Origin of the sequence: Microbacterium sp. (assembly GCF_036277215.1) — a bacterium.
Lineage (GTDB): Bacteria > Actinomycetota > Actinomycetes > Actinomycetales > Microbacteriaceae > Microbacterium.
This window is the reverse complement of record NZ_DASUNI010000354.1, coordinates 1-4,525: the sequence shown is the minus strand read 5'-3', so window position 1 is coordinate 4,525 and position 4,525 is coordinate 1. Positions and strand designations below refer to the sequence as shown.

Genomic DNA, 4,525 nt, shown 5'->3' with positions numbered 1-4,525 from the left:
GCGCGCTCCAATCCCCGCGATCGAGCAGTCCAGCCTCGGCGTGTACGTGCTCGCTCCAGCCACTCCATCCACCCGATGCGTCGCGGACCCTCACGCGCACACGGACCTGCTCTCGCGACGTCAGCGGGCGGGACGGCCACGGCACGAGCGCCTGATCCGCGGACTCAACGGCGAACGTCTCGACGGCGCCGGAGCGATCGATCTCGATCTCGTATGACACCTGCATGAACCCGGCCGCCGCCATCGGCATGTGCCACGACAGACGAGGCGACGCGATGCCGACGCCGAGGACGTCGCCATCGCCGTATTCGAAGCGGACGGCGACGGGAGCGAGAGGCAGGGGGGTAAGAGGCACTGGCGATGTATTGGCACGCGGAAGCGTCAAGAGGTGGGTCCTGTCGTAGCAGCCTCAGCGGCAAGCGCCTGCAGGCGCGCTGTCCTGCGGGCGCGTTGGCGAGGGGGGTCGGCGATCGGCGCGGACATCTGCAGCTTGCGGGTGTAGGGGTGGGCGGGTGCTGTCGCGACCTGGTGTGCGTCGCCGATCTCCACGATGCTGCCGCCCTTCAGGACGGCGATGCGGTCGCTGATCGCATGCACGACGCCGAGGTCGTGGCTGATGAAGAGGTAGGCGACGCCGGTGTCCTTCTGCAGATCCGCAAGAAGCGTGAGAACCCGCGCCTGCGTCGTGACATCGAGGGCGCTGGTGGGCTCGTCGCAGACGATGACGGCGGGGTCCAGCGCGAGAGCGCGGGCGATCGCGATGCGCTGCCGCTGCCCCCCGGAGAATTCCCGTGGGTAGCGCGAACCCGCGTCCGCCGGCAGGCCGACGGCATCCAACAGTTCTCTCACACGTGCGCGGCCCTTCGTCACTCCGGCGGCGCGGAGAGGTTCGACGAGAATGCTCTCCACTGTCATCGACGGATTAAGCGAGGAGTACGGATCCTGGAAGATGACCTGTATGTCGCGCGCGGCTCGCCGTCGCTGCGCCCGGGATATGTTGCTGATCTCCTGACCGCGGAACGTGATGGTGCCTTCGGTGACAGGGGCGAGGCCGAGAATCGCGCGGCCGATCGTCGTCTTGCCCGATCCGGACTCCCCGACCAAACTCACCGTCTCCCCGGCCCGGATGTCGAGGGACACATCTTGGATGACTGTCTTGCCACCTCGGCGCCCGCCGTAGCGGACGACGAGGTTCTTGATCTCGAGCAGCTGTTCACTCATCGCCGATCGCCTCCAGAAGTTCGACTGAGCGGGAGCTGGTCAGAAGGTCGCGGGTGTAGGCGTTCTCAGGTGAGGCGAAGAGGGTGTCAACGTCGTTGCGTTCGACGATCAGGCCGTCTTTCATGACGCTAACGGTGTCGCAGAGATCGGCGACGACACCCAGGTTGTGAGTGACGATGATCATCGCAAGGCCTCGTTCGCTGCTCAGTTCGCGCATGAGCTCGAGAACCTCGGCCTGGACGGTGACATCCAGCGCCGTGGTTGGCTCATCGGCGACGATGAGCTGCGGCCCGGAGGCGACAGCGCCGCAGATCAGCACACGCTGCGCCATGCCGCCTGAGACTTCATGCGGATACAGTCGCATCACGCGTTCCGGGTCGTCGATGCCCACCCGCTTGAGGAGCGCCATCAGCTGGGCGCGCGCTTCCTTCTTCGACACCCCGGTTGCTTCGCGCAGTCCATAGATCAACTGAGCACCTACCGTGAAAGACGGGTCGAGGTTCGACATCGGCTCTTGGGGGATGTAGGCGATCTGACGCCCACGCACTTTGCGCATCCGTGCTGCGTCCGCGAGGAGGTCGCGACCCTCGAAGAACACACTGCCGCCGATGATGACCGCCTCCCGCGGAAGAAGCCCGAGCGTGGAGAACGCGATCTGCGACTTGCCCGATCCGGACTCCCCCACGAGCCCGTGAATCTCGCCACGACGCACATCGAGGTCGACGCCGTGGACGACCTCCCGCACCTCCGTCGCAGAGGTCGGGTAGCCGATGCGGAGGCCTCGGACAGAGAGGATGACGTCCTGCGGTGGTGTGAGATCGTGGAGTCCCGCGACGCGTTCGTCTTGAGCGGCGCGACTCAGCGCCTTCCGTCGCGCGGGCTTGAGCGCAGCGCTGCGGTTGGACGCCTGGAGCGTGTCGCGCAGCGCATTGCCCAGAAGGACGAACGAAAGAATGGTGAGGCTGATCAGCGATGCCGGCCAGATCAGGTTCGCCGGGTTGGTGTAGATGTTGTTGAACGCGTCCTGAAGCACGCGTCCCCACGAGGGCTCGGAGGGGTTGCCGAGCCCGATGAGGTCGACACCGCCGAGGATGCCCACTGCGGTCGCCAGCACGAATGCGCTCTGCACGATGACCGGCGCGCGAACCGCCGACAAAACGTGACGCCCGACGATCCGCGTGTCGGACAGACCCACGACTTTTGCGGCATCCACGTACAGTTCCGAGCGGACGGAGACGACGACGGATCGGACGAGCCGGTACATGGATGGCGCGACCATGAACCCGAAGACGGTCATCGACAGCGGGATGTTCGGTCCGGTGATTGTGAAGACGACGACGATCGTGAGGATCCCGGGGAGTGACATGATCACGTCCGACACGAAATTCGCCACGGCTTCCAGCCGTCCGCGGTAGAAACCGGCAAGCAGACCGGTCGTGAGGCCGAAGACGAGTGATACGCCCAGCACGATCACGCACGCGATGATCGTCTGCTGCGTTCCCCAGATCAGCCGCGAAAGGATGTCGCGCCCCGACGCATCGGCCCCGAGCAGGTGACCTTCGCTGAAGGGCGGGGCATTGGTCGCCGCCAGATCGGTGGCAGTCGGGGAGTACGGCGCGATCCAGGGCGCCAGGATACCCGCAGCGAACACGATCGCGAGAAACACGACGCCGAACACGGCGAACGGGTTCTTCATCATGGCCCGGAACGTCGACCTCTTCACGCGCTTGTTCGAAAGCGCAGCGGTCCCTTCGATCTCAGGATCGATGGAGTGCTGGTCGACGGTCATCGGATTCTCGCCTTCGGGTTGAGCAGGCTGCCAAGGATGTCGGCCAGGAGGTTGACCACAAGGACGAGGATGGTGACGACGATGACGGTGCCCATCACCATGGGCACGTCGCCCGCGAGCGCGGCAGACACCGACAGCAGGCCGACTCCGGGGAGCGCGAAGATCGCCTCGATGAAGATGGCGCCGCCGTAGAGGCCGAGGGTGGTGAGGCTGAGGACGACCAGGCCGGGTCCGCCCGCGTTGCGGAGCACGTGACGGAAGAGGAGCTTCGACTCGGGGATGCCGCGAGAGCGGAGAGTTCGCACGTAGTCCTGTGACAGCGCGTCGAGCACGGATCCGCGGAACTGAGCTGCCGCATTTGCTATCGCGCCGATCAGAAGTGCTGTCACCGGGAGGGTGAGCGACCAGAGCCAGCCTTGTATCCCGTCCGTGATCGGGATGTAGCCGGTGGCGGGGTACAGCGGTATCGCTATCGCGAACGCGAAGATGAGGCCGATCCCGAGGATGTAGCCCGGAACCGCGGCCCCCAGAACCGAGATGAACTGCAGGAGGCGGTCCAACCAGCCACCGTACAGGGCCGAGGTGACGCCGAGGACGACGCTGATGACCGTCGTCAGGATCATCGTGAGGATGATCAGCGACAGGGTGACGGGGACGCGGGTGGAGAGGGCGGCCGACACCTCCTGGCCGGTCAGGAACGATGCGCCGAGATCGCCCCGGACGAGTCCGGAGAGCCAGTTGAGGTACTGGACGATGAGGGGCTGATCGAGCCCCAGCTCCACTGCCTTTGCCGCCACCTGCTCATCGCTCGCATTCAGACCGAGGACGGTTCGCGCGATACCGATGCCGTCGCTGTAAGTGATGCAGAAGGTGAAGAAGGTCACCAGGAGCAGCACGGCTATGGCTCGGAGGATGAGAATGACTGTTGTACGCAGCATTGCTGGGGCCCGATCGCTGGTTACTTCTGGAAGTCGCGCAGCAGCGGGTGCAGCGCCGAGAAGTCGGACATTGTCGGGATGGAGATCTCGGGGCTGTACAGGTAGAAGCCGTCCGGATACGCCATCGGCACGAACCATGCCTGGTCGATCACGTACTGGTTGATCTCCTGCTCAAGTGCGACACGCTCGTCGCCGCTTGCGGTGAGGATGCTCTGCCACAGGCCCGCGATGGTTTCATCGGGCTGGTGAGAAACGTTCCAGATGCCATCGACCAGGATGTAGTCCTTGATGTCCTGGAGAGACTCGCCGTAGTTGCCCAGCTGCCACAGCGGCACCGGGAACTCGCCGCTCAGAAGCTGCGTGATCGCATCGGGTCCGGTGAGGGTTACCTGCTCGACCGTGATGTTCAGCTGAGCAAGCTGCTCGGTGACGTATGGGAACAGCAGGTCGTGGTTCTGTCCCTCGAAGAAGGGAATCTGCAGCGTGAAGCCGTCCGCGTAGCCCGCTTCCTCCATCAGAGCCTTTGCGGCTTCCACGTCGTAGGGATACGGGTCCTCCGTTAGTTCCTCCAGGTAGG

General features: G+C 64.8%; 4 protein-coding genes and 1 pseudogene. All 5 read right to left on the bottom strand.

Going from position 1 to position 4,525, the window contains the following annotated elements; all coding sequences use genetic code 11:
- A pseudogene (locus tag VFX99_RS17190) lies at positions 1–355 on the bottom strand (alpha-L-rhamnosidase); the annotation flags it as partial.
- A gap of 26 nt (positions 356–381) precedes the next feature.
- Positions 382–1,221, bottom strand: coding sequence for an ATP-binding cassette domain-containing protein (locus VFX99_RS17185; protein ID WP_329667512.1), 840 nt, complete (start codon positions 1,219–1,221; stop codon positions 382–384).
- Positions 1,214–3,010 carry a dipeptide/oligopeptide/nickel ABC transporter permease/ATP-binding protein gene (locus VFX99_RS17180; protein WP_329667511.1) on the bottom strand — a complete coding sequence of 599 codons (1,797 nt, stop codon included), beginning with the start codon at positions 3,008–3,010 and terminating at the stop codon, positions 1,214–1,216. The genes VFX99_RS17185 and VFX99_RS17180 overlap by 8 nt, the downstream gene beginning before the upstream one ends.
- Positions 3,007–3,948, bottom strand: a complete 942-nt coding sequence (locus tag VFX99_RS17175) for an ABC transporter permease (protein ID WP_329667510.1) — start codon at positions 3,946–3,948, stop codon at positions 3,007–3,009. Before VFX99_RS17175 ends, VFX99_RS17180 begins: the two co-directional genes overlap by 4 nt.
- A gap of 20 nt (positions 3,949–3,968) precedes the next feature.
- On the bottom strand, positions 3,969–4,525 hold a 557-nt coding region (locus VFX99_RS17170; RefSeq protein ID WP_329667509.1), incomplete at its 5' end, for an ABC transporter substrate-binding protein.

Excerpts from the sequence above, each read along its gene's own strand:
- VFX99_RS17180 (WP_329667511.1), bottom strand. The coding sequence starts at position 3,010 with ATGACCGTCGACCAGCACTCCATCGATCCTGAGATCGAAGGGACCGCT.
- VFX99_RS17175 (WP_329667510.1), bottom strand. The coding sequence starts at position 3,948 with ATGCTGCGTACAACAGTCATTCTCATCCTCCGAGCCATAGCCGTGCTG.
- VFX99_RS17185 (WP_329667512.1), bottom strand. The coding sequence starts at position 1,221 with ATGAGTGAACAGCTGCTCGAGATCAAGAACCTCGTCGTCCGCTACGGC.